At 63.5% G+C, this 23,903-nt stretch carries 23 protein-coding genes and 1 other RNA gene; 10 read left to right on the top strand and 14 right to left on the bottom strand.

Annotated features, from left to right (window positions below; all coding sequences use genetic code 11):
- Window positions 1-204 precede the first annotated feature (204 nt).
- Window positions 205-1,581, top strand: coding sequence for a glutamine synthetase family protein (locus ACTJJN_RS21750; RefSeq protein WP_003253725.1), 1,377 nt, complete (start codon window positions 205-207; stop codon window positions 1,579-1,581).
- 86 nt (window positions 1,582-1,667) lie between these two features.
- Here the strand turns inward: ACTJJN_RS21750 and argA are convergent, their stop codons facing one another.
- Both argA and argE read right to left on the bottom strand, forming a co-directional pair.
- A complete protein-coding gene (gene argA / locus ACTJJN_RS21745; protein WP_003253723.1) occupies window positions 1,668-2,966 on the bottom strand; it encodes an amino-acid N-acetyltransferase in 1,299 nt (432 codons plus the stop codon).
- 124 nt (window positions 2,967-3,090) lie between these two features.
- Entirely contained in the window at window positions 3,091-4,233 is a 1,143-nt protein-coding gene (argE, locus tag ACTJJN_RS21740) for an acetylornithine deacetylase (RefSeq protein WP_012054045.1), read from the bottom strand.
- Window positions 4,234-4,349: 116 nt separating this feature from the next.
- Here argE and ACTJJN_RS21735 point away from each other — a divergent pair, with 116 nt between their 5' ends.
- Window positions 4,350-5,717 carry a CYTH domain-containing protein gene (locus ACTJJN_RS21735; RefSeq protein ID WP_012054046.1) on the top strand — a complete coding sequence of 456 codons (1,368 nt, stop codon included), beginning with the start codon at window positions 4,350-4,352 and terminating at the stop codon, window positions 5,715-5,717.
- A 96-nt stretch (window positions 5,718-5,813) separates the two neighbouring features.
- On the opposite strand, the gene ACTJJN_RS21730 is transcribed toward ACTJJN_RS21735, so the two are convergent.
- A complete protein-coding gene (locus tag ACTJJN_RS21730; RefSeq protein WP_003253717.1) occupies window positions 5,814-6,284 on the bottom strand; it encodes an Lrp/AsnC family transcriptional regulator in 471 nt (156 codons plus the stop codon).
- A 126-nt stretch (window positions 6,285-6,410) separates the two neighbouring features.
- Here ACTJJN_RS21730 and ACTJJN_RS21725 point away from each other — a divergent pair, with 126 nt between their 5' ends.
- From ACTJJN_RS21725 to ACTJJN_RS21715, 3 genes are all read left to right on the top strand, one after another.
- Window positions 6,411-6,716 (top strand): hypothetical protein, encoded by a 306-nt coding sequence (locus ACTJJN_RS21725; protein ID WP_003253715.1) that lies wholly within the window; start codon window positions 6,411-6,413, stop codon window positions 6,714-6,716.
- Window positions 6,717-6,900: 184 nt separating this feature from the next.
- The gene (locus ACTJJN_RS21720) at window positions 6,901-8,574 is read left to right on the top strand and encodes a GspE/PulE family protein (protein WP_221101047.1); all 1,674 of its coding nucleotides are present in this window, start codon (window positions 6,901-6,903) and stop codon (window positions 8,572-8,574) included.
- 88 nt (window positions 8,575-8,662) lie between these two features.
- Complete coding sequence (locus ACTJJN_RS21715) at window positions 8,663-8,977, top strand: DUF2388 domain-containing protein (protein WP_004575834.1); 315 nt, start codon at window positions 8,663-8,665, stop codon at window positions 8,975-8,977.
- Window positions 8,978-9,042: 65 nt separating this feature from the next.
- On the opposite strand, the gene gcvP is transcribed toward ACTJJN_RS21715, so the two are convergent.
- From gcvP to ACTJJN_RS21665, 10 genes are all read right to left on the bottom strand, one after another.
- Window positions 9,043-11,916 (bottom strand): aminomethyl-transferring glycine dehydrogenase, encoded by a 2,874-nt coding sequence (gene gcvP / locus ACTJJN_RS21710; protein WP_440781603.1) that lies wholly within the window; start codon window positions 11,914-11,916, stop codon window positions 9,043-9,045.
- A 132-nt stretch (window positions 11,917-12,048) separates the two neighbouring features.
- The gene (gcvH, locus tag ACTJJN_RS21705) at window positions 12,049-12,432 is read right to left on the bottom strand and encodes a glycine cleavage system protein GcvH (RefSeq protein ID WP_014754789.1); all 384 of its coding nucleotides are present in this window, start codon (window positions 12,430-12,432) and stop codon (window positions 12,049-12,051) included.
- Between the two features lie 51 nt (window positions 12,433-12,483).
- Window positions 12,484-13,566 (bottom strand): glycine cleavage system aminomethyltransferase GcvT, encoded by a 1,083-nt coding sequence (gcvT, locus tag ACTJJN_RS21700; RefSeq protein ID WP_003253703.1) that lies wholly within the window; start codon window positions 13,564-13,566, stop codon window positions 12,484-12,486.
- 127 nt (window positions 13,567-13,693) lie between these two features.
- On the bottom strand, window positions 13,694-15,316 hold the full coding sequence (locus ACTJJN_RS21695; protein ID WP_012054050.1) for an ABC transporter permease: 1,623 nt from the start codon (window positions 15,314-15,316) through the stop codon (window positions 13,694-13,696).
- Window positions 15,317-15,419: 103 nt separating this feature from the next.
- The gene (locus ACTJJN_RS21690; protein WP_012054051.1) at window positions 15,420-16,421 is read right to left on the bottom strand and encodes an extracellular solute-binding protein; all 1,002 of its coding nucleotides are present in this window, start codon (window positions 16,419-16,421) and stop codon (window positions 15,420-15,422) included.
- Between the two features lie 193 nt (window positions 16,422-16,614).
- Window positions 16,615-17,832, bottom strand: coding sequence for a 2-octaprenyl-3-methyl-6-methoxy-1,4-benzoquinol hydroxylase (locus ACTJJN_RS21685; protein ID WP_178085901.1), 1,218 nt, complete (start codon window positions 17,830-17,832; stop codon window positions 16,615-16,617).
- Window positions 17,833-17,841: 9 nt separating this feature from the next.
- Entirely contained in the window at window positions 17,842-18,324 is a 483-nt protein-coding gene (locus tag ACTJJN_RS21680) for a DUF4442 domain-containing protein (protein ID WP_003253696.1), read from the bottom strand.
- On the bottom strand, window positions 18,321-19,520 hold the full coding sequence (gene ubiH, locus ACTJJN_RS21675; protein ID WP_014754794.1) for a 2-octaprenyl-6-methoxyphenyl hydroxylase: 1,200 nt from the start codon (window positions 19,518-19,520) through the stop codon (window positions 18,321-18,323). Before ubiH ends, ACTJJN_RS21680 begins: the two co-directional genes overlap by 4 nt.
- Window positions 19,517-20,851 (bottom strand): Xaa-Pro aminopeptidase, encoded by a 1,335-nt coding sequence (pepP, locus tag ACTJJN_RS21670; protein WP_003253692.1) that lies wholly within the window; start codon window positions 20,849-20,851, stop codon window positions 19,517-19,519. Before pepP ends, ubiH begins: the two co-directional genes overlap by 4 nt.
- A gap of 21 nt (window positions 20,852-20,872) precedes the next feature.
- Window positions 20,873-21,427: a YecA/YgfB family protein gene (locus tag ACTJJN_RS21665; protein WP_010955725.1), complete on the bottom strand. Its 555-nt coding sequence runs from the start codon at window positions 21,425-21,427 to the stop codon at window positions 20,873-20,875.
- Window positions 21,428-21,608: 181 nt separating this feature from the next.
- Here ACTJJN_RS21665 and ACTJJN_RS21660 point away from each other — a divergent pair, with 181 nt between their 5' ends.
- The 4 genes from ACTJJN_RS21660 to ACTJJN_RS21645 all read left to right on the top strand — a co-directional run bounded on the left by ACTJJN_RS21660 (window position 21,609) and on the right by ACTJJN_RS21645 (window position 23,039).
- Window positions 21,609-21,791, top strand: coding sequence for a TIGR02449 family protein (locus tag ACTJJN_RS21660; RefSeq protein ID WP_029886233.1), 183 nt, complete (start codon window positions 21,609-21,611; stop codon window positions 21,789-21,791).
- Window positions 21,788-22,108, top strand: coding sequence for a cell division protein ZapA (locus tag ACTJJN_RS21655; RefSeq protein ID WP_003253687.1), 321 nt, complete (start codon window positions 21,788-21,790; stop codon window positions 22,106-22,108). Before ACTJJN_RS21660 ends, ACTJJN_RS21655 begins: the two co-directional genes overlap by 4 nt.
- 17 nt (window positions 22,109-22,125) lie before the next feature.
- Window positions 22,126-22,305, top strand: a non-coding RNA gene (ssrS, locus tag ACTJJN_RS21650) — 6S RNA.
- Window positions 22,306-22,430: 125 nt separating this feature from the next.
- Window positions 22,431-23,039 carry a 5-formyltetrahydrofolate cyclo-ligase gene (locus tag ACTJJN_RS21645; protein ID WP_003253685.1) on the top strand — a complete coding sequence of 203 codons (609 nt, stop codon included), beginning with the start codon at window positions 22,431-22,433 and terminating at the stop codon, window positions 23,037-23,039.
- An 18-nt stretch (window positions 23,040-23,057) separates the two neighbouring features.
- Here ACTJJN_RS21645 and ACTJJN_RS21640 read toward each other — a convergent pair whose 3' ends face one another.
- Window positions 23,058-23,210 (bottom strand): hypothetical protein, encoded by a 153-nt coding sequence (locus tag ACTJJN_RS21640; RefSeq protein WP_003253683.1) that lies wholly within the window; start codon window positions 23,208-23,210, stop codon window positions 23,058-23,060.
- 178 nt (window positions 23,211-23,388) lie between these two features.
- On the opposite strand from ACTJJN_RS21640, the gene ACTJJN_RS21635 reads away from it, so the two are divergent.
- Window positions 23,389-23,838 carry an EVE domain-containing protein gene (locus tag ACTJJN_RS21635; RefSeq protein ID WP_014861351.1) on the top strand — a complete coding sequence of 150 codons (450 nt, stop codon included), beginning with the start codon at window positions 23,389-23,391 and terminating at the stop codon, window positions 23,836-23,838.
- Window positions 23,839-23,903: the final 65 nt, after the last annotated feature.

Raw genomic sequence — 23,903 nt, 5'->3', positions numbered from 1 at the left:
GTAAAAAATAAAACACGGCACGTTTGAGATCACCCTTTCAGGCAGAAATAGCGGATAATGGCCTGCCCCGATATGCAGCAAATCTGCCGTAGATGTGCCATTTCAGGGCGTCATGGGGTTGGCTTGACATCAGTATGGCTTTTCGGTTGACTGGTCCTGCAAGCCCCCCTTGATTGATATTTTTAACAACAAAGGTGTTGCATCATGTCGGTACCCCCGCGTGCCGTTCAGCTTAACGAAGCGAACGCGTTCCTTAAGGAACATCCTGAGGTTCTCTACGTTGACCTTCTGATTGCAGATATGAATGGTGTGGTGCGTGGCAAGCGCATAGAGCGCACCAGCCTCCACAAGGTTTACGAGAAAGGCATCAATCTGCCGGCCTCCCTCTTTGCCCTGGACATCAACGGTTCCACCGTCGAAAGCACCGGGCTGGGCCTGGACATCGGCGATGCTGACCGCATCTGCTATCCCATCCCCGACACGCTCTGTAATGAGCCGTGGCAAAAACGCCCTACCGCCCAGCTGCTGATGACCATGCACGAGCTGGAAGGCGAGCCGTTCTTCGCCGACCCGCGTGAAGTGCTGCGTCAGGTGGTGAGCAAGTTCACCGATATGGGCCTGACCATCTGCGCCGCATTCGAGCTGGAGTTCTACCTGATCGACCAGGAGAACGTGAATGGCCGCCCGCAGCCGCCGCGCTCGCCAATCTCGGGCAAGCGCCCGCAGTCGACCCAGGTGTACCTGATCGACGACCTCGACGAGTATGCCGACTGCCTGCAGGACATCCTCGAAGGCGCGAAGGAGCAAGGCATCCCGGCCGACGCCATCGTCAAGGAAAGCGCCCCGGCGCAGTTCGAAGTCAACCTGCACCACGTGCCCGACCCGCTCAAGGCCTGCGATTACGCGGTACTGCTCAAGCGGTTGATCAAGAACATCGCCTACGACCATGAAATGGACACCACTTTCATGGCCAAGCCCTACCCGGGCCAGGCAGGTAACGGCCTGCATGTACACATTTCCGTGCTGGACAAAGATGGCAACAACATCTTCACCAGCGAGGATCCCGAGCAGAACGCCGCGCTACGTCACGCTGTCGGCGGTGTGCTCGAGACCCTGCCCGCGTCCATGGCGTTCCTCTGCCCGAACGTCAACTCGTACCGCCGCTTCGGCGCGCAGTTCTACGTACCGAACGCGCCAAGCTGGGGCCTGGACAACCGCACCGTGGCCCTGCGCGTACCGACCGGCTCGCCGGACGCCGTGCGCATCGAGCACCGCGTGGCCGGTGCCGACGCCAACCCGTACCTGATGATGGCGGCGGTGCTGGCGGGCGTGCACCACGGCCTGACCAACAAGATCGAACCGGGCGAGCCGATCGAAGGCAACTCGTACGAGCAGCTGGAGCAGAGCCTGCCGAACAACCTGCGCGATGCCCTGCGCGAGCTGGACGACAGCGAAATCCTGAACAAGTACATCGATCCGAAGTACATCGACATCTTTGTCGCGTGCAAGGAAAGCGAGCTGGAAGAGTTCGAGCACTCGATCTCCGACCTCGAGTACAACTGGTACCTGCATACCGTGTAAACAAAAAACGCCGCCCCTCAAGGGCGGCGTTTTTGTTTGAGACCGGTGTCGCCCTCTTCGCGGGCTCNGAAGAGGGCGGCCCAGGCTTACAGGGGCTTCTCGAAAATCTTCGAATTGCGCTGGTAGTTGTACAGCGAAGCCCGCGCCGCCGGCAGCCGCTCCACGCCACTGGGCGCAAAACCGCGCTCGCGGAACCAGTGCGCAGTGCGCGTAGTCAGCACGAACAAAGTACTCAAGCCCATCTGCCGTGCCCGGCTCTCGATGCGTTCCAGCAGCTCATCGCCACGTCCGCCATGGCGGTACTCCGGGTTCACCGCCAGGCAAGCCAGCTCCCCGGCCTCGGAATCGGCAATCGGGTACAGCGCCGCACAGGCGATGATCATGCCCTCGCGCTCGACCACGCTGAACTGCTCGATCTCTCGCTCCAGCACTTCGCGCGAACGGCGCACCAGGATGCCCTGCTCTTCCAGCGGGCTGATCAACTCCAGCAGGCCACCGACGTCCTCGATGGTCGCCTCGCGCACCACTTCGAACTGCTCCTGCGACACCAGCGTACCGCCACCGCCCCGGGTGAACAGCTCGGTGAGCAGCGCGCCGTCCTCGGCATAGCTGACGATATGGCTGCGCGCCACACCGCCTTTGCAAGCCTCGGCCGCAGCATCCAGCAGTTCGCCCTGGTAATCGCTGCCTAGACGCTGCAGATGCGGAGCAACCTGCTGCGGGCGCAGTTCACGCACCAGCCTACCGTCAGCGTCCAACAGGCCCGGCTCGGCGCCGAACAGCAACAATTTGTCGGCACCCAGTTCGATGGCCGCACGGGTAGCCACGTCTTCGCAGGCCAGGTTGAAGATTTCCCCGGTAGGCGAGTAGCCCAAGGGCGACAACAGCACGATGGAACGCTCGTCGAGCAAGCGGCTGATGCCCTTGCGGTCGACCCGGCGCACTTCGCCAGTGTGGTGGTAGTCCACGCCTTCGAGCACGCCGATCGGCCGCGCAGTGACCAGGTTGCCGGAGGCCACGCGCAGGCGCGAGCCCTGCATCGGCGAAGCGGCGATGTCCATCGACAGCCGCGCTTCAATGGCCAGGCGCAGGGCGCCGACGGCATCGATCACGCAGTCCAGGGTAGCCGCATCAGTAATACGCATGCCCCGGTGGTAGTGCGGGGTCAGGCCGCGATCGGCCAGCCGGCTTTCGATCTGCGGGCGCGAGCCATGCACCAGCACCAGGCGCACGCCCAGGCTGTGCAGCAGCACCAGGTCGTGGACGATGTTGCCGAAATTAGGGTGTTCCACCCCATCGCCAGGGAGCATGACCACAAAGGTGCAGTCGCGATGGGCATTGATATAGGGGGATGCATGACGCAGCCAGTTGACGTAATCGGGCATGACAGGGCCTGTGGATAAGTGGACGGAGAACGGCGATGCAGGGGGCGTTCAGGATCATCGTCGGAACAGGCTTGCGGTCACGCGCGGTCTCCTCTAGGCAGGAACGAATCAGTTCGATTGACGTTTAGTGCAGGCAATAGTGCCGGATCAGGTCACGCAATAGACGCACGGTAGGCTCGATTCGTGACATTTCAAGGTATTCGCCGGGCTGGTGGGCGCAGGCAATGTCGCCAGGGCCCAGCACGATGGTCTGGCAGCCCAGTTGCTGAAGATAAGGTGCTTCGGTGCCGAACGCCACCGCTTCAGCGCGATGGCCGGTCAGGCGCTCCGCGACCTGTACCAGTTCGACATCGGCAGCCTGCTCGAACGGCGGCACCTCCGGGAACAGCGGTGCATAGTCGATGCGCACCTCATGGCGCTCGGCCACGGGTACCAGCTTTTCGCGAATGGCTGCGCGCAGCTGGTCCACGTCCATGCCCGGCAGCGGCCGCAGGTCGAACTCCAGGGCGCACTGGCCGCAGATGCGGTTGGGGTTGTCACCACCGTGGATGCAGCCGAAGTTCATGGTCGGGGTCGGCACGGTGAACTGGGGGTTGCTATAGGTGTTTTGCCAGTGCTGGCGCAGGCCCATCAGCTCGCCCATGACCGCATGCATGGCTTCCATGGCGCTGCGGCCCAGGCTTGGATCCGACGAATGGCCACTGCGGCCGAGGATGTCGATGCGGTCCATGAGGATGCCCTTGTGCATGCGGATCGGCCGCAGCCCGGTAGGCTCACCGATGACCGCTGCACGCCCCAGTGGCTGGCCGGCCTCGGCCAGGGCACGGGCGCCGGACATGGAGCTTTCTTCATCGCAGGTGGCAAGGATCAGCAGCGGCTCCTTGAAGTCGTGCTCCAGCAGCGGGATGACCGCTTCGATGACCAGGGCGAAGAAGCCCTTCATGTCGCAGCTGCCCAGGCCGACCCAACGGCCATCGGCTTCGGTCAGCTTCAGCGGGTCGCTGGCCCACAGCTGTTCGTCATAGGGCACGGTATCGCTGTGCCCGGCCAGCACCAGCCCTCCCGGGCCGGTGCCACGGCTGGCCAGCAGGTTGAACTTGCCGGGGCTGACCTGCTGGATATCGCACTTGAAACCCAGGTCGCCGAGCCAACCGGCCAACAGGTCGATAACCTGGCGGTTGGACTGGTCCAGCGCAGGTTGGGTACAGCTAACCGAAGGCGCGGCGATCAAGGCGGCAAACTGGTCTTTCAGCGTCGGCAACGGCATGCGCGTACTCCTCGGAAACGTTGCCCATCATAGGACTATCCGCTGTCTGGAATAAACCGTTGAGGGCTGACTGCTGTAGACTCTCTGCCAACCACGCCCCCTCTTTCGAGTCTGTGATGCACAAAGAAACCGAACTGAAGCTCCGCGCCAGCCGCGAGACCCTTGCCGCCCTGCGCGAGCACCCTCTGCTGAAAAAGCGCAACAAGTCCGGCTGGCAGACCCGTGAACTGCTCAACCAGTACTTCGACACCCCCGAGCGTGAGCTGTCCGCCGCCCGTGTCGCCCTGCGCCTGCGCCGCGATGGCGACGCTGTCATCCAAACTCTCAAGTGCCGCGGTCAGAGCGTGGCTGGCCTGTCAGAGCGCAACGAGTACGAATGGAACCTGGACAAGGTCAAGCTCGACCTGAAGAAGCTGGACGCCACCTGCTGGCCCGAGCAACTGGCCAACCTGGACAAGAAAACCATCAAGCCGCTGTTCACCACCGACTTCAGCCGTGAATACGCTGAAATCGCCTGGGGCCGTGGCAAGAGCAAGGTGGTGATCGAGGCCGCGCTGGACCAAGGCTTCGTGATCGCCGGCAAGCGCAAGGAGGAGATCTGCGAGCTGGAGCTGGAGCTGCGTGAAGGTGAACCGCAAGCACTGCTGGAACTGGCTGCAGAACTGGCCGCCAGCCTGCCACTGATGCCGTGCGACATCAGCAAGGCTGAGCGCGGTTACCGCCTGCTGGAACCGGACAGCTACGAGCTGGACCTGCCGCACACCGCGCTGGAAGCCGAAATGGCCTTGGACGACGCCTATGCCGCCCTCGCCTGGCAACTGCTGGGCAGCAGCCAGCGCCTGGCCGAGCAGTACCGCCACAACGGTCACTGGCGCCTGCTCCAGGACTGGGTCGAGTGCCTGAGCGAGCTGCGCGCGCTCACCGCCAGCCTGGGCCAGGCAGCACCGCGCGCCACCACCCGCGACCTGCGCACCAGCCTTGATGCCTTGCTTGAAGACTGGCGCCCGCTGGTTCAGGCCGGCAACGATGACGAAGACATCCGTCGCGCCGCGCCCGAGCAGTTCGCCGAAGAACTGGAAGACGTACGCTGGGGCCAGTTCTCGCTGGAAACCTCACGCTGGCTGATGGCCCGGACCTGGACCACAGAGCGCAAGGGCCGCGGCGAACGCCAGGGCAAGGCGCAGTTGGCCAGCTGGCTGGGTCACCTGCTGGGCGAGGAAGGCCGCGCGCTGAAGCTGCCGCTGTACACCCAGCGCCCGGAAGACCTGGCTGAGCAGCTGCCACGTATCGAGCAACTTCTGGCCTGGCTGCACCACGCCCGCCAGGTGCTGGAAGCGCCGCAAATGGACCGCTTGTACGGCGACCTGAAAAAGCTGCACGAGCTGGCCGAGCAGCCTATCAGCGATGAAGTGCTGGAAGCGCGTATCGAACAGGCTCGGGCGGTGGACCAGAGCCGCGGCTGGAAGCACCTGCTCAAGGCGTGATACCGCGTCGCCTGCTTCGCGGGTAAACCCGCTCCTACGTAGGATCCGCGCCAGGCGTGGGGCCAGTCGTAGGAGCGGGTTTACCCGCGAATGGCCTCAACGCGATAGCGGCAGGCTAGTGGTGGACTTGATCTCGGAAAGCGCCACAATCGAATTCACCTCCTGAATCCCCGGCACGTTCGACAGTTTTTCGAAGAAGAACCGCTCGTAGGCCTCGATGTCCGACGTGACGATTCGCAGCAGAAAGTCCACAGCCCCCATCAGTACATAACACTCCAGCACCTCAGGGAACCCGCGGATCGCCTCGGTGAACTCGGTGAAGTTGGAGCGCCCGTGGGCGTTCAGTTTCACTTCGGCGAAAATCTGCGTGTTCAGGCCGACCTTCTTGCGGTCCAGCAAGGTCACCTGCCCACGAATCACCCCCTCTTCCTTCAACCGCTGAATGCGCCGCCAGCACGGCGATTGCGACAGCCCGACGCGCTCGGCGATCTGTGCACTGGACAGCGAAGCGTCCTCCTGCAGCAGTTCGAGGATGCGACGGTCGTAGGCGTCCAGCTCGCTGTGCATTGTTTATTCTCCACATCAGATTTTATTGAATAAAAGAATTCACCAATAAGGCGAAATCACCCAATCATAGCGAAAAAATTCCGCCACCAACGTGCAAGAATTTCTCCCTCATTTGCGGAGACCAGCATGAACGCACAGCCCCGTACCGACGCCTGGGCCGCCACCAACGCCCACAGCACCGTGCACTATCGCCTGCAGGCCGAGGCCGAGCCCGATAGCCTGTGCCGGGTGCTCAACCTGTTCGCCTTGCAGTTCCTGACCCCGCATAGCGTGCAGGTCAGCCAGCAGGATGACTGGCTGGATATCGAAATCGGCATTGGCGGGTTGAGCTGGCACCGGGCCGAGGTCATTGCACAGAAACTGCGTAACCTGGTGTGTGTGGGTGAGGTGAGCCTGACCAACTTGCAGCGAGTGGCGTTGGCAGTGGTCTGACCCCCCTCTCTGCCGGGCCTGTACCGCATAGCACTCAAGGCCCGTGCGATCCCTGTAGGAGCGGGTTCACCCGCGAAGCGTCCGGAACAGGCGCAGCAAAATCCCGAAACCTTTCACCTCCAATAGCCACCCGCCGCCCGGCTAGCCTTGATCAACACTATCCGATCAGGCACGGACGCCAACCATGCACACCCCCGACAACCTGGCACTCGACCTCAAGCGCGTGCTCCAGGCCCTGCTCGCTGACCAGCACCTGCACGCCAGCGATACCCTGCAAGTACTCGAACACGCCGCCGCCCACCCCGGTAGCCACCCGCTGGAACACATCGCCGCCAGCAGCCTGGAAAGCCGCCAGCACCCTGGCCAGCCTCTGGACCTGGAGTACCTTTGCCAATGGCTGGCCGACAAGGTCGGCCAACCCTACCTGCGCATCGACCCTATGCAACTCGACCTGCCCCAGGTCACCGGCCTGATCTCCCCAGCCTTCGCCCAGCGCCACGGCATCCTCATCGTCGCGGCCGATGCCGCAAGCGTCACCGTCGCCAGCGCCCAGCCTTTCCAGGATGACTGGCAGGCCGACCTGGCCCGTAGCCTCGGCCGATCGATCCGTCGCGTACTGGCCAGCCCGCAGCAGATCCGTCAGTCAGCGCAGTCGTTTCACCGCCTGGCCCAGTCGGTAAAAGGCGCGCAATACCAGCAGTCGGCCAGCCTGGGGGAACTTGAGCAATTGCTGGAGCTGGGCAAACGCCAGGCCGAGGCCAGCGCAGACGACGCACACATTGTGCATATCGTCGACTGGCTGCTGCAGTACGCCATTGAGCAACGCGCCAGCGATATCCACCTGGAACCACGCCGCGAACAGGGCCAATTGCGCTACCGCATCGATGGCCTGCTGCACACCGTCTATGCCTTCCCCGCCGGGGTCACCCTGGCCCTCGTCAGCCGCCTGAAACACCTGGGCCGCATGGACGTTGCCGAGAAGCGCCGGCCGCAGGACGGCCGGCTGCAAAGCCGCCTGCCCGGTGGTGGCGAGGTGGAGCTGCGGCTTTCGACCCTGCCCACCCCGTTTGGCGAGAAACTGGTGCTGCGCCTGTTCGACCCGCAACAGTTGCAAGAGGGCTTCGAACGCCTTGGCCTGCACGGCCAGCAACTGGCCCAATGGCAGCGCCTGCTACGTCAGCGCCAAGGCATCATCCTGGTCACCGGCCCCACCGGCTCCGGCAAAACCAGCACGCTGTACACCAGCCTCAAACTGTTGGCCACCCCACAGGTCAACCTGTGCACCATCGAAGACCCGATCGAGCGCCTGGAGCCAGCCTTCAACCAGCTGCAGGTACAGCCCGCGCTGGACCTGGGGTTTGCCAACGCGGTCAGGGCCATGCTGCGCCAAGATCCCGATATCATCATGATCGGCGAAATTCGCGACCGCGAAACCGCCCTGGTGGCAGTTCAGGCAGCGCTGACTGGGCACCTGGTACTGTCGACCCTGCATACCAACGACGCCTGTGCAGCAATTACCCGCTTGCAAGAGCTGGGTGTGGCCGACTACCTGATCAAGGCGACGCTTATCGGGGTAATGGCCCAGCGCCTGGTGCGAACCGTCTGCACCGACTGCCAGGCAGGTTCATCAGCCACCTGCCGAGCCTGCCGCGGCACCGGTTTTCAGGGGCGCACAGGATTATTCGAACTACTCGAGCCCAGCGACACCTTGCGCGCATTGATCGGCCCTCATGCCGACCTGACCCGATTGCGGCGCCAGGCGCTGGCCGATGGCCTGATTGACCTGCGCCATTGCGGCGAGGCCAAAGTGGCCGCTGGACAGACCCGTGCCGAGGAAGTGCTGCGCGTCTGCAACTGACGAAAAGTCCTTTGTATTCAAGGAACTTGCCTCGCCCGAAAAGATCCAAGCGCGCATCTTCAACCATCACCCTTCGAGGTGTTTCAACATGCGTCTCAAAACCGCCATTGCCGCCGCTACCTTGCTTTCGCTGCCTATTGGCTCGGCCATGGCCGATACCTTCTGGCGTAACGTGATGACTTCCGGTGCTACCACGGCATCGAGCTACCTGACCTCGCGAGATCACAAGCTGGTAGTGGCCGCGCAGGATGACGCCAGCAGCTTCGTCGCCAGCGAAGGCGCGATCCGCGGGCCGTTCCTGGAAGCGGCCATGCGCGAGGCACGGGCAGAGAACCCAGGGATGCAGGCTTCCGACATGGAGTTGGCCAATGCCATCCTGGCCAAAAATGCAGTAGCCGAGTAACTGCGTCGCCTGCTTCGCGGGTAAACCCGCTCCTACAGGCACCCGCGAAGCATCCAACACCAACCTCAGCGATAAGCCTCCACCGGCACACACGCACAGAACAGGTTCCTGTCCCCATACACGTTGTCTACCCGGTTCACCGCCGGCCAGTATTTGTGCTGGCGCACGTGAGCACTGGGGGCCACGGCCTGCTCCAGGCTATACGGCCTGTCCCATCCCCCCAGCACATCAGCCAAGGTATGCGGTGCATGCTTCAGCGGGTTGTTCTCCGCAGGCCAGTTGCCCTGCTGTACTTCGTCAATTTCCGCCCGAATCGCCAGCATCGCCTCGACGAACCGGTCCAGCTCGGCCTTCGACTCACTCTCGGTCGGCTCCACCATCAGCGTGCCCGGCACCGGGAACGACATGGTCGGTGCGTGGAAGCCATAGTCCATCAGGCGCTTGGCCACGTCCTCTTCGCTGATGCCTGTCAGCGCTTTCAATGGCCGCAGGTCGAGGATGCATTCATGCGCCACGCGCTGGTTGCGGCCGCGGTATAGCACCGGGAACGCCGCGCCCAACTGGCTGGCCAGGTAGTTGGCCGAAAGGATAGCCACCTCGCTGGCGTCGGCCAGCTGCGGGCCCATCATGGCGATATACATCCAGCTGATCGGCAAGATGCTTGCGCTGCCCCAGGGCGCGGCGCTGACCGCGCTGTTGTTCGGGTCCAGCCCAGGCACCGGCACCACCGGGTGGCTGGCGACGAACGGCTTGAGGTGCGCGCGGATACCGATCGGCCCCATACCCGGGCCGCCACCGCCGTGGGGAATGCAGAACGTCTTGTGCAGGTTCATGTGTGAAACATCGGCCCCAATGTCTGCGGGGCGCGCCAGGCCCACCTGCGCATTGAGGTTGGCACCGTCCATGTAAACCTGGCCGCCGTGCTGGTGCACCACATCGCAGATTTCGCGTATCCCTTCCTCGTACACACCGTGGGTCGAGGGGTAGGTGATCATCAGGCACGACAGACGCTCCCCGGCCGCGTGTGCCTTGGCTTTGAGGTCAGCCAGGTCGACGTTGCCATCGTTGTCGCAATCGACGATCACCACGTCCATGCCGGCCATCTGTGCCGACGCCGGGTTGGTGCCGTGGGCCGACGACGGGATCAGGCACAACGTGCGCATCGGCTGATGGCGGCTGCGGTGATAGCGCGTAATGGCCATCAGGCCGGCGTATTCACCCTGAGCACCGGAGTTGGGCTGCATGCAGATCGCATCGAAACCGGTGATCGCGCACAGCCAGCTTTCCAGTTCGTCGATCATCGCCTTGTAGCCTGCCGCCTGGGCCGCCGGAGCGAACGGGTGCAGCTGGGCAAAACCGGACCAGGTGATGGGGATCATCTCACTGGTGGCGTTGAGCTTCATGGTGCACGAGCCCAGCGGAATCATCGACTGGTTCAGCGCCAGGTCCTTGTTCTCTAGCTGCTTGAGGTAGCGCAGCATCTCTGTTTCGCTGTGATGCAGGTTGAACACGGGGTGGGCGAGGAATGGCGTGCGTCGCACCAGGCTGGCGGGGATGCCTTCAGGCAGGGCCAGCTGGTCGAGGGCGGTGATTTCCAGGCCATGATCCACCCCCAGGAAGATGTCGAGCAGGCGCAGCACCGTCTGTTCGTTGCAGGTTTCGTCCAGGCTCACGCCCAGGTGCCCGCGACCGAGAATGCGCAAATTGATGTGCGCTGCCTCGGCGCTTTCAATGATGGCAGCCTGGGCACCACCAACATTCAGGGTAAGGGTGTCGAAGAAGTGCTGATTGAGGCGTTTGATGCCTTTGGCCTCAAGGCCGGCAGCCAGGATGAAGGTCAGCCGGTGCACACGCTGCGCGATGCGCTGCAGGCCTTCCGGGCCGTGGTACACCGCGTAGAAGCCGGCAATGTTGGCCAGCAGCACCTGGGCCGTGCAGATGTTGGAGTTGGCCTTTTCGCGGCGAATATGCTGCTCGCGGGTTTGCAGGGCCATCCGTAATGCGGTGTTGCCACGGGCATCGCGGGACACGCCGATGATGCGCCCCGGCATGGCTCGCTTGTAGTCGTCGCGACAGGCGAAATAGGCCGCGTGAGGCCCGCCGTAGCCCATCGGCACACCAAAGCGCTGGGTCGAACCCAGCACCACATCGGCGCCCAGCTCTCCGGGCGGTGCCAGCACCACCAGGCTCAGCAGGTCAGCGGCTACGCAGGCCAAGGCCTGTTGGCCGTGCAACTGGTCGATCAGCGGGCGCAAATCGCGCACTTCGCCGTGGGTGTCGGGGTACTGCAGCAAAGCGCCGAACACCGAGTGTTTGGCAAGGTTATCCACAGTATCGACGATCAGCTCGAAGCCGAACCCCTCGGCGCGGGTCTTGAGTACCGATAGGGTCTGCGGATGGCAGTGCTCGTCGGCGAAGAAGGCGTTGCTCTTGTTGCGTGCCACCCGCTTGGCCAGGGCCATGGCTTCGGCGGCAGCGGTGGCTTCATCAAGCAGCGAGGCATTGGCCAGAGGCAGGCCGGTGAGGTCGATGACCATTTGCTGGAAGTTCAGCAGCGCCTCCAGCCGGCCTTGGGCAATTTCGGGTTGGTAGGGCGTGTAGGCGGTGTACCAACCGGGGTTTTCCAGCACGTTGCGCAGGATGACCGTGGGGGTGATGGTGCCGTGGTAGCCCATGCCGATAAGGCTGGTCCAGACCTGGTTCTGTTCGGCATAACCGGCCAGCTTGGCCTGGGCGGCTTGCTCGTCCAGTGCCGCAGGGAGGTCGAGGGGGCGATTGAGGCGGATGTCTGGGGGAACGGTCTGCTCGATCAGCTCGTTGCGGCTGGCGATACCCAGCGCGTTGAGCATGGCCTGCTGCTCTGTGGCATCGGGGCCCAGGTGGCGGCGCAGAAATGGGTTGAGCTCTTGCAGTTGATGCAGGGATGGCGACTGGGACATGACGACGCTCTCTTCCTAGACCAGGCCTCATGGAGACTTACAAGTCTAGGAAGGGATTGCCGATTGTGCGGGGAAACTTGTCTGCAGGCCCGGCCTCTTCGCGGCTTTAGCCGCGAAGCAAGCGACGCGGTCTTACTCGCCAATCAGCGCCTGGTAGCCAGCCGCATCCAGCAAGTTGTCCAGCTCGGCCGGGTTGCTTGGCTTCAATTTGAAGATCCACGAACCGTAAGGCTCTTCGTTGAGCAGTTCAGGGCTATCGGCCAGCTCTTCGTTGACCGCAATCACTTCGCCACCGACCGGGGCATAGATGTCCGAAGCGGCCTTGACCGACTCCACCACACCTGCAGCGTCGCCAGCGCCAAACACTTTGCCGACTTCAGCCAGTTCGACGAACACCACATCACCCAAGGCTTGCTGGGCGTGATCGCTGATACCCACGGTCACGCTGCCGTCGGCTTCCAGGCGAGCCCACTCATGGCTTTCGGCAAAACGCAGTTCGGCGGGGATATTGCTCATGTCTTGAATTCCTCGATTGGCTCAGCGGTACGCCCGCCGGTTATAAATTGTTCAGATCAGGATCTTGCCGTGGCGCACGAAGGTCGGTTTGACCACCCGCACCGGGTACCACTTGCCGCGAATTTCCACCTCGGCCCGATCACCGGTAGCCATAGGCACGCGCGCCAACGCAATGGACTTGCTCAGCGTAGGCGAGAAACTACCACTGGTGATCTCCCCTTCGCCAATGCCGGCTACACGCACGACCTGATGGGCGCGCAGTACACCGCGCTCTTCCAGCACCAGACCCACCAGTTTTTCCTGCACGCCGTGCTCGATTTCCGCAAGCAGGCCGACACGGCCGATGAAGTCGCGCTCGGCCGGTTCCCAGGCGATGCTCCAGCCCAGGTTGGAGGTGAGCGGGGTGTGGTTTTCGTCGATGTCCTGGCCGTACAGGTTCATGCCGGCTTCCAGGCGCAGGGTATCGCGGGCGCCCAGGCCGCTTGGGGCGATACCGGCGCCGACCAGGTCGTTGAAGAAGGCCACCGCCTGATCGCCCGGGAAGATGATCTCCAGGCCGTCCTCACCGGTATAGCCGGTGCGGGCAATGAACCAGTCGCCGTCAGCAACGCCCTCGAACGGGCGCAGTTCGCGGATGAGTGCAGCGCGCGCGGGGCTGAGCAGGGCCGCGACCTTTTCGCGGGCCCGCGGCCCCTGGATGGCAAGGATGGCCAGATCAGGGCGGACCTGGAAGTCCACGGAAAACCCGGCACGCTGCGATTGCAGCCAATCGAGCACCTTGGCACGGGTGGCGGCGTTGTTGACCAGGCGATAGCCGGTTTCCGTGCGGTAGACGATCAGATCATCGATTACACCGCCCTGTTCGTTCAGCAGTGGGCTATACAGCGCCTTGCCGGTGTCGTCGAGGCGGGCCACATCGTTGGCCAGCAAGCGCTGCAGCCAAACAGTGGCATCAGTGCCGTCGACATCGATCACGGTCATATGGGAGACATCGAAGACGCCGCAATCGCTGCGCACCTGGTGGTGCTCCTCGACCTGCGAGCCATAGTGCAGGGGCATGTCCCAGCCACCGAAATCGACCGTCTTGGCGCCTAGCGCCAGGTGCAGGTCATACAAAAGCGTGCGCTGTCCCATGGGTTTCTCCTTCCGGGCGTGGCGAAGCGGCGGCGGTCGATGACGTTGGGTCGTCAGCTTTTCTTGTTACTCACACCCGCCGCGCGAATGCCGCGCATTGTAGCCGCAAGGTCGCAAACTGACATCCTCAGTGACTGTGACCGGGTCGACGTGCCGAACGGCGAATCAGGCCGATGACCGGCAGCAGCCCCACCAATACCAAGGTCAGTGCCGGCAGCGAGGCGCGTGCCCACTCGCCTTCGCTGGTCATCTCGAACACCCGCACGGCGAGGGTGTCCCAGCCGAACGGCCGCATCAGCAAGGTGGCGGGCATTTCCTTGAGCACATCGACGAACACCAGCAGCGCGGCGCTAAGTGCCCCCGGTACCAGCAGCGGCAGATACACCTTGAAAAACAATCTTGCGCCGCCAACACCCAGGCTGCGCGAGGCCTCAGGGAGTGACGGGCGGATGCGCTCCAGGCTGCTCTCCAGCGGCCCGTAGGCCACCGCGATGAAGCGCACCAGGTAGGCCAGCAGTAACGCCGAGAGGCTGCCTAGCAGCAGCGGCTTGCCGGCGCCGCCCATCCAGCTGGACAGCGGGATGACCAGGTGGTTGTCGAGGTAACTGAAGGCCAGCATGATCGATACCGCCAACACCGAACCGGGCAGGGCATACCCCAGATTGGCCAGGCCAACCCCGGCGCGGATACCGCCCGTCGGTGCCTGGCGCCGGGCGAAAGCCAGCAGCAGCGCCACGCACACCGTGACCAGCGCCGCCATGCTGCCCAGGTACAGGGTGTGCAGCACCAGGCCGACATAACGCTCATCCAGGTCATGCCGACCGCGCTGCCAGAACCACACCACCAACTGCAGCAGCGGGATGACGAAAGCGCAGGCAAACACCAGCAGGCACCAGCCACTGGCCAACAGCGCCTTGAGGCCGCGCAGGTGATACAGCGCCTGCGCGCGCGGCCGTTCGTTGCCGCTCCGGCTGGCACCGCGGGCGCGGCGCTCACCGTACAACACCAGCATCACCGCCAGCAGCAGCAGGCTGGCCAGCTGGGCCGCACTGGACAAGCTGAAGAAGCCGTACCAGGTCTTGTAGATGGCCGTGGTGAAAGTGTCGAAGTTGAATACGGCCACTGCACCGAAGTCGGCCAGGGTTTCCATCAGCGCCAGGGCGATACCGGCACCGATCGCCGGCCGAGCCATGGGTAAGGCCACCCGCCAGAAAGCCTGCAGGGGCGATAACCCAAGTACCCGCGCCGCCTCCATCAAGCCCTTGCCCTGAGCCAGGAAAGCCGTGCGCGCCAACAAGTAGACATAGGGATAGAAGACCAGCACCAGGACGGTGATTACCCCACCGGTGGAACGCACACGAGGCAGGCGCATTGGCCCGAACACCTCGCGCAGGGCGCTTTGCACCGGGCCTGCAAAGTCCAGCAGGCCGACGAAGACGAACGCCAGCACGTAGGCCGGGATGGCGAACGGTAACATCAGCGCCCAGTCCAGCCAGCGTCGACCGGGGAAGTCGCAGAGGCTGGTGAGCCAGGCCAGGCTGACACCCAGCACGGTGACACCCACACCCACACCCACCACCAGGGTCAGGGTATTGCCGAGCAGGCGACCCATCTGGGTGTCGAGCAGGTGGGACCAGATCTGCAGGTCGATGGATTGCCAGGACAACAGCAGCACGCTCAGGGGCAGCAGCACCAAGGCGGCGATCAGGGAGACCGGGAGGTACCAGCGGCGTTGAGGGGTGTGGGGCAAGGCTGAAATCTCGAGTGCGATTGCGACCGCTGCGCGGTCGTTCGCGGGTAAACCCNACCCGCGAAAGGGCCCTAACGGGCCCAAAGAGGATAAGGCCTGGCGCTTAGTTGTAGCCAGCCCGATCCATCAAGCGAATGGCTTCAGCCTGGCGCTTGCCGGCAATTTCCACCGGAATGCTGTCGGCCTTGAAGCTGCCCCACGCCGCCACTTCCTCCGATGGCTTCACCTTCGGGTTGGCCGGGAACTCCTGGTTGATATCAGCAAACAGCTTTTGCGCTTCTTCGCCGGTCATCCATTCCACCAGTTTCTTCGCGGCCTCCGGGTGTGGCGCATGCTTGGTCAGGCCAATGCCCGACAGGTTCACGTGCACACCACGGTCGCCCTGGTTGGGCCAGAAGATCTTCACCGGCAAGTTCGGGTTCTGCTTGTGCAGACGGCCGTAGTAGTAGGTGTTGACCACGCCCACATCACACTGCCCGGCCTCGATGGCCTGGATCACTGCGTTGTCGTCGGAGAACACATCGGTGGACAGGTTGTTGACCCACCCTTTGACGATTTGCTCGGTCTTGGCCTCACCGTGGGTTTCGATCAGGGTGGCGGTCAGCGACTGGTTGTACACCTTCTTGGCCGTACGCAGGCACAGACGGCCTTCCCACTGTTTGTCAGCCAGGGCTTCGTAGGTGCTCAACTCCTCGGGTTTGACCCGCTCGGTGGAGTAAATGATGGTACGGGCACGCAGGCTCAGGCCGGTCCAGTCATGGGACGAGGCGCGGTACTGCGACGGGATGTTCTGGTCGATGACGTCGGACTCGATCGGCTGCAGGATGCCCATCTGCTCGGCCTGCCACAGGTTGCCTGCATCGACGGTCAGCAGCAGGTCGGCCACGCCGTTGTCGCCCTCGGCCTTGATGCGCTGCATCAGCGGGGCTTCCTTGTCGGTGATGAACTTGATCTTGACCCCGGTCTTGGCGGTATAGGCATCGAACACCGGCTTGATCAGCTCGTCGATGCGCGAGGAGTACACCACCACTTCGTCCGCTGCCTGGGCAGTGCCGCCGAACAGGGTCAGGGCCAAGGCGGCCAGTAGGGGCTTGCGTGGCAACATTTTAAGCACTCCTCGATCGTATGAGAGGTGCGAATGGTAGTGAATCCCATTTTCTGGCTCACCTACCTAGCCGTTACCGGATGTTGCAAGGGGCTGCTACGCAGCCGATCGCGACACAAGGCCCACACAGGAGATTGCGTACCGCTGTGGGGCCTAGTGTCGCGAAAAGGGCCGCAGAGCGGCCCCGCCACTCTCAAGCCTTGGCCAGATCTGGCAGGTCACCACTCAAACCCAACGCCTGGCGCACAAACAGCGCCTTGGCCTCCGGCATCTGCTCCACCAGTTTCAACCCGCTGTTGCGCAACCAGCGCAACGGCAGCGGATCGGCCTGGAACAACCTCTCGAAGCCCTCCATCGCCGCCATCAACGCCAGGTTGTGTGGCATGCGCCGGCGCTCGTAACGGCTCAGCACCTTCACATCGGCCAGTCTCTCGCCGCGCTCGCAAGCATTGACCAGCACCTCGGCCAGCACCGCCGCGTCGAGGAAGCCGAGGTTCACACCCTGCCCGGCCAGCGGGTGGATGGTGTGCGCGGCATCGCCAATCAATGCCAGGCCTTCACCCACATAGCGCTTGGCGTGGCGCTGACGCAGCGGCACGCATACCCTTGGGTCGGCCTGCAACACGTCGCCCAGGCGGCCCTCGAAGGCACGCCCGAGGGCTTGCAGGAAGGCCGCTTCACCCATCGCCATCAGCTGCTCGGCATGCTCCGGAGTGGTCGACCATACGATTGAGCACCAGTCTTGCTGGCCATCGCGGCTCAAGGGCAAAAAGGCCAATGGCCCTTCGTCAGTGAAGCGCTGCCAGGCCGTGGCCTGGTGCCCGGCGCTGCAACGTACGCTGGTGACAATGGCATGGTGCAGGTAGTCCCATTCGCGGGTTTCGCAGCCGGCCAGACGCCGCACCGCCGAATTGGCACCGTCGGCGGCGATCACCAACGGTGCACGCAGTTGCCGGCCATCGGCCAACGTCAGCAGCCACTCATCGCCAGAGCGGCGTAATTGCTCCAGCCGCGCATTGGCCAGCAGGCCGATGTCGCTGTCGTGCAGGCGCTCCAGCAGGCCGTCCTGCACCACCCGGTTCTCGACGATATGGCCGAGCACCTGGGCATGCACACTGGCCGCCGAGAAGTGAATCTGACCGGTGCCGCTGCCATCCCACACATGCATGTCGGAATACGGCGTGGCGCGTCGCTGGGCAATGCCGTCCCAAGCGCCAAGGCGCTCGAGGATGCGCTGGCTGGCCGCCGATAGCGCGCTGACACGCGGCTCGAACGGGGCCTGGGCATCGAAAGGTACGACCGTCAGCGGGCCACCGTCGAGCAACAAAATTTGCAGGCCACTGTGGCGCAACGCCAAGGCCAGGGCGCTGCCGACCATACCGGCACCCACAATCAACAGATCTGCGCGCATGTCCATGCCTTACGCCAGCCTCGCTTGCGGCTTGAGCCGCACGTATAGGGTTTTATCGACCCGCGCCACCAACTCGCCGGCGCCATCGCGGATATCGACCTGCAAACGCGGCAGGCATTTCTTGCCGGTGGCGGCCTGCTGGCGGATTTCCTGCAGCAGCGCATCATCGACGTGGAATTCGGCATACACCGGGCCTTTGCCCGGCGAGATGAAATCGATGCTGGCGGCCTTGTCCCAGACGATGTAGTCACGCCCCAGCTGCTCGATCAACAGCAGCATGTAGAACGGATCGACCATGGCATACAGGCTGCCACCGAACTGGGTACCGACGTAATTGCGGTTCCAGCGAGTCAGTTTCATCGCCACCTTGACGCTACGCAGGTCCGGGCTGATGTGCTGCACACGGATACCGGCACCCAGGTATGGTGGGTAGAGGTTCAGCATCCAGCGCAGCATGCGCGCCCGACGCGCCAGTTTACGCGGGTTGCTCATGCCTGGCCCCGCGAATCTGGGCGGGTGCCCAGGCCCATGGCCTGGCGGGCGAACCAGCTTTTTGCCGGTGGCAGCAGGTCGAGCCCAAGCAGGCCAAGGTTGCGCCCGGCAGCCAGCAACGGCTGATTGCTGCCAAACAGGCGGGTGACCTGGTCGGAGAAGCCGATGGTCATCGCCTGGTCCAGGCGTTGGCGCTGGTGATAGGCCTGCAGCGTGCTCAGGTCGCCAGGCTGCTGTGGACCCACCAGCAGCGCCTCGGCCAGGGATTGCACGTCACGCAACGACAGATTGAAACCCTGGCCCGCGATGGGGTGCAGGCTGTGTGCTGCGTTGCCCAGCACCACCAGGTGCGGCCGCACCTGCTCCTGGGCCTCGATCAAGGACAGCGGGTAGAGGTGCCGTGCGCCTACCTGGCGCAGCGCGCCCAAGCGGTAGCCGAACACCCCCTGCAGTTCGCGCAGGAAGCTGCGCTCGTCGATGTCGGCCAGGCGCCGCGCATCCATGCCCTGGCGAGTCCACACCAGTGCGCAGCGGTTTTCCGGCAACGGCAGCAAGGCCATGGGGCCCTCTTCGGTGAAGCGTTCGAAAGCCTGGCCGCCGTGGGCCTCACCCGGGGTGATGTTGGCGATCAACGCGCTCTGCTGGTACGGCGTGTGGCGCACATGGATACCCAACTGCTCGCGCAGGCCAGAGCGGCCACCATCGGCCAGTACCGCCAGGTCACACTCCAGCTGGGTGTCGTCGTTCAGCCGCAGGCGGTAACCGCGTTCGATGGCCTGCATCGAGGTCACTTCGGCCGGGCAGCGCCAGCTCACCACCTCGCTGTCCAGCCCTTGCCACAGGCACTGGCCGAGCCAGGCGTTTTCCACCACGTAACCCAGCGCCGGTACGCCCTCTTCCAGGGCATCCAGGCGGGTGGCGCCAAAGCGACCACGGTCGGACACGTGAATCTGGCGAATAGGCTCGGCGCGGCGGCCGATGACCTGCCACAGGCCCAGTTGCTGATAAATCTGCTGGGTGCCGAAGGACAATGCCGACGAGCGCGCATCGTAGCTGGGCTGGTAGCTGTCGCCGGGGGCGAACGGCTCGATCAGCAGGATCTTCCAGCCGCGTGCCTTGGCGCCGGCCTGCAGGGCCAACGCCAGGCTTGCGCCAACCAGGCCACCGCCGATGATCGCCAGGTTTACCCGGCTCATGCCACGGCCTTGCGGGCAGCCTGCATCAGCGCCTCGATCTCGGCGACGGTACGCGGCACGCCCGAAGTCAGGATTTCACAACCTTGCCTGGTCACTACCACGTCGTCCTCGATCCTTACCCCAATGCCGCGCCACTTTTTGGCCACGGCCTGATTGTCGGCGCCAATGTAGATACCCGGCTCCACGGTCAGCGCCATGCCGGGTTCCAGTACCCGCCACTCGCCGCCCACCTTGTACTCGCCCACGTCATGCACATCCATGCCCAGCCAGTGCCCGGCGCGGTGCATGTAGAAGGCGCGATACGCTTCGCTGTCGATCAGCGCCTGCACATCACCTTCGAGCAAGCCCAGCTCCACCAGGCCCGCGGTGATGACCCGCACGGTCGCCTCATGGGCGTGGTTCCAGTGCTTGCCGGGGGCTATTTCGGCAAACGCCGCCGCCTGCGCCTTTAGCACCAGCTCGTAGATGGCCTTCTGCTCGGGCGAAAACCGCCCACTGACCGGGAAGGTGCGGGTGATGTCGCTGGCATAGCAGTCGATTTCGCAGCCGGCGTCGATCAGCACCAGGTCGCCATCCTTGAGCGGCGCATCGTTCTGTTGATAGTGCAGGATGCAGCCATTGCGCCCGGCCGCAACGATCGAGCCGTAGGCCGGCATCTTCGCCCCGCCCTTGCGGAATTCGTAGTCCAGCTCGGCTTCCAGGCTGTACTCGTGCAGCCCGGCGCGGCAGGCCTGCATGGCCCGCACATGGGCCCGCGCAGAAATGTCCGCGGCAGCACGCATCACCTTCACTTCCGCCGCCGATTTATACAGGCGCATATCGTGCAGCAGATGATCCAGCGCAACGAACTCGTTCGGTGGCTGGGCGCCCAGGCGTGCCTTGGAGCGGATCACGTTGATCCAGTCCATCAGCCGGCGGTCGAACTCCGGGTTGCTGCCCATGGCGCTGTAGACCCGCTCGCGGCCTTCGATCAGGCCAGGCAGGATCTCGTCGATATCCGTGATGGGGAAGGCATCGTCAGCGCCGAAATCGCGCACCGCCCCTTCCTGGCCGGCCCGCAGGCCGTCCCACAGCTCGCGCTCGGGGTTGCGTTCACGGCAGAACAGCACGTACTCGCCATGCTCGCGCCCTGGAATCAAAGCAATCACCGCCTCGGGCTCCGGGAAGCCGCTGAGGTACTGGAAGTCGCTGTCCTGGCGGTACACGTGCTCGACGTCGCGGTTGCGGATGGCAACCGCAGCGGCGGGCAGAATGGCGATGCTGTTGGGGACCATCTGCGCCATCAGCGCCTTGCGCCGACGGGCATACTCGGCCTTGGGAATGTGGCTCATGGGCAGACTACCCCTGGTTGATCAGTGCAGCGAGGGCTTGGGTGCGGGTGCGGCCGGCTTGGCCAGTTCGGAGAACAGCAGCAGGGGCGCCACACGCAGGTATTCCATGACTTCCATGTAGTCGCTCTCGCCGTCTTCGGACTCTTCGAGCGCTTCCTGGACCTGCGAAATGGCCACCAGGTCCTGCAGCACTTCCTTGGCCTCATCGGACAAGTCCTTACCGCCAGCGTTCAGGCCGAAACCGGTCACGAAGCCCTGGCACCACTGGCCCAGCGCGGTGGCGCGGTCGCTCAGTGCAGCATCATCGGTAGGCAGCAGCAGGACGATCGCCATGTCGTCGCTGGTCAGCTCGCCCTTGACCATTTCCTGCAAGCCGACCAAGGCGTTGCGGACACTGTCACCAGGCTCGATTTCCAGCAGTTGGGCGGCATCGGCCAACCAGGCATCGGCATCGAAGCCGGCGCCGGCGCAGCTGCGGCCAATCAGCAGGCCGTGCAGTTCGGCCGGGGTGACAGGATGGCCATTGCTCGAGAGCAGCATGGCGAAAGCGTTGTAGGGCGATTGAGTATTGGGCATGGGCAGCTAGGCGCCAGACGGCGCAATGTCTAGAATGAAGACCTTGTATCCTAGCACCGGCAGGCGCGCCAAGACCATCGGCACTGGCCGTTGCCGCCCAGGGAGAGGCATCATCGCCAGGTGACTCAACGACGGAGCGAATCGAGTGCAACCCACGCAAGAGAACGACCTGCAGGCACTGATGAGCCGATTCGAGTTGCTGATCGAACGCGTCGAGCAACTAAAACGGCAAAATGCACTCCTAGTAGCTCAGGAAAAATCCTGGCGCGAAGAGCGCGCCCACCTCATCGAAAAGAACGAGATCGCCAAGCGCAAAGTCGAGTCGATGATTTTACGCCTCAAGGCTCTGGAGCAAGACTCATGAGTTCAAGCAATAGCGTCACCGTGCAGATCCTCGACAAGGAATACTCGATCATCTGCCCGCCGGAAGAGCGCAACAACCTGGTCAGCGCTGCGCGCTACCTGGACGGCAAGATGCGCGAGATCCGCAGCAGCGGCAAGGTGATCGGTGCCGACCGCATCGCGGTGATGGCGGCGTTGAACATTACCCACGAAATGCTGCACCGCCAGGAAGACCGCAACGATGCGCCGGTCAGCGGCACAAACCGCGAACAGGTGCGCGACCTGCTGGATCGGGTAGATAAGGCTTTGTCCGACGACACGGATACCAAAATCGGCTGAGATTGGTATACTGGCGCCACTCCCTGGGGGATGCGCCAGTCGGTTATGTCCCTGAGCCGATACGCACAACCACGGGGGTTGCACGCTGGGGCCGGTGTGCATGTCCGCCCGACGGAAAGCCTTAACGCCCCCTGCAATCTCCACCTTGAACTTTCGGGTTCAAGGGCTACACCGATAGCGGTCTTATCGGGGAGCCTGAATTTTCTTGCCCGCCCCCCAAGGCGGGCAATTCGTTTTGGCCGACTTTATTCAAGCTTTGTACGACGATTCACCGCGCAGGCACTGTTCGTACCAAGCCAGCACATCTGGGATTGCCCGTGCCATGACCGAAAACGTGCCGCTCACCCGCCCCCAGCTTCGTCGCCTGCTTCGCAATGCCCGCCGCGCCCTTACCCCTGCCCAGCAACGCCAGGCCACCCTCGGCCTGTACCGCCAACTGGCGCAACACCCCTTGTTCCGCCGCGCCCGCCACATCGCCCTGTACCTGCCCAACGACGGTGAAATCGACCCTCGCCTGCTGATGCGCGAAGCCCAGCGTCGCGGCAAGTGCACCTACCTGCCGGTGCTGCACGCCTGGCCGCGCACGCGCATGGTGTTCCAGCGTTTTGAGCAGGGTGAGAAGCTCAAGCCCAACCGCTTCCGTATTCCAGAGCCGATCATCGATCGCAAACGCCAGCGGCCGATCTGGGCGCTGGATCTGATTCTGCTACCGCTGGTCGGTTTTGACGAAGTGGGCGGCCGCTTGGGTATGGGCGGTGGCTTCTATGATCGCAGCCTGGCCTACCAGGCGCGTCGGCAAACCTGGAAAAAACCGTTGCTGCTGGGGCTGGCGCATGAATGCCAGAAGGTCGAGCGGCTGGCGCAGGCCAGTTGGGATGTACCGCTGAAGGGCACGGTCTCGGACCGTGGCTGGTACCTGGCGCCACGTTGAGCGGCGCCAGCGGGGGTATCAACGTTGTGGCTGGCTGGCGTCGACCGGCATCTGATAGGCGTTGTCCAGCTTGCGCTCCCAGAACCCTTGCGCATAACCGGTAGTGACCACACCCAGGCCAAAAATGAACACCAGGATCCACAGCAGATCCGGCTTTTTACGTTGATTCATCGAAGATTGCCCCCCAGGCAAACTGTTCAGTACTCGGCGATATTCTGGGTACCGCCGGCGCACGCGCTTTAAACGGGGCGCATTTTCCGACAACATGCGTCCGCACGCAAACCTTGACGCCAACCGGCTGTCGGTTTCGTGCAACAGGTTATTTCAAACCTTTTCAGGAGCAGCATCCATGGCTTACTGGCTGATGAAATCCGAGCCCGACGAGCTCTCCATCGAAGCCCTCGCACGCTTGGGCGAAGCGCGCTGGGACGGCGTGCGCAACTATCAGGCGCGTAATTTTCTGCGGGCCATGAGCGTGGGTGACGAATTCTTCTTCTACCACTCCAGCTGCCCGCAACCCGGCATCGCCGGCATTGCCAAAATCACCCGCACGGCCTACCCGGACCCGACCGCGCTGGACCCGGAAAGCCATTATCACGATGCCAAGGCCACGATCGACAAGAACCCGTGGAGCGCGGTGGATGTGGCCCACGTACAAACCTTTCCAAGGGTGCTGGAACTGGGGTGGCTGAAACAGCAGGCCGGTCTGGTCGAGTTGCCCCTGGTGCAAAAAGGCAGCCGCCTGTCGGTCATGCCGGTAACGCCCGAGCAATGGGCGGTGATTGTCGCGTTGCGCTGAATGCGCAGCTAAGGTCAAGGGCTTGACCGATATCAACACGCCACACATGGCCGCCAGGCATGATG

The organism is Pseudomonas sp. 22515 (genome assembly GCF_052044625.1).
Classification (GTDB): domain Bacteria; phylum Pseudomonadota; class Gammaproteobacteria; order Pseudomonadales; family Pseudomonadaceae; genus Aquipseudomonas; species Aquipseudomonas alloputida.
This window is presented reverse-complemented; position numbering and strand designations above follow the sequence as displayed.